Annotated in this window: 1 protein-coding gene; it reads left to right on the top strand. The window is 63.6% G+C overall.

The genetic code is table 11. The features are described 5' to 3' along the window. Positions 1 to 635: 3-deoxy-8-phosphooctulonate synthase (kdsA, locus tag AC2A04_RS18290; RefSeq protein WP_484213788.1), on the top strand; the 635-nt coding region annotated here is incomplete at both ends.

Genomic DNA, 635 nt, shown 5'->3' with positions numbered 1-635 from the left:
GTGTTCAAGGCTTCGTTCGACAAGGCCAACCGGTCATCGATCACTTCTTTCCGCGGGCCTGGAATGGAGCAGGGGCTCAAGGTGCTTGCGGCCGTCAAGGATCGCTTCGGCATCCCGGTTTTGACCGACGTTCATGAACCCTATCAGGCAGCGCCCGTCGCCGAAGTTGCCGACATCATCCAGCTTCCCGCATTCCTTGCGCGCCAGACCGATCTGGTCGTGGCGATGGCGCGCACGGGTGCGGTCATCAACATCAAGAAACCGCAATTCCTCGCGCCGCACGAGATGAAGCATATCATGCGCAAGTTCGCCGAAGCCGGGAACGAACAGATCATCCTGTGCGAGCGCGGCAGCCAGTTCGGCTATAACAATCTCGTCGTGGACATGCTCGGCATGGACACGATGAAGCCGATGGCGCCGGTTGTCTTCGACGTGACTCACGCCCTGCAGAAGCCGGGTGGGCGCAGCGACAGTGCCGACGGCCGTCGTGGACAAGTCGCCGCCCTTGCGCGGTCGGGCATGGCGCTCGGCATCGCAGGCCTGTTCCTCGAAGCGCACCCCGATCCCGAACAGGCCAAGTGCGACGGGCCTTGCGCGCTGCCACTGCGCGCGCTCGAGCCCTTCCTGGCGCAGGT

Source organism: Novosphingobium sp. HNCC26DJ243 (assembly GCF_057180545.1).
Note: the sequence above shows the minus strand (reverse complement) of the source record. Positions and strands in the feature narration are given on the sequence as shown.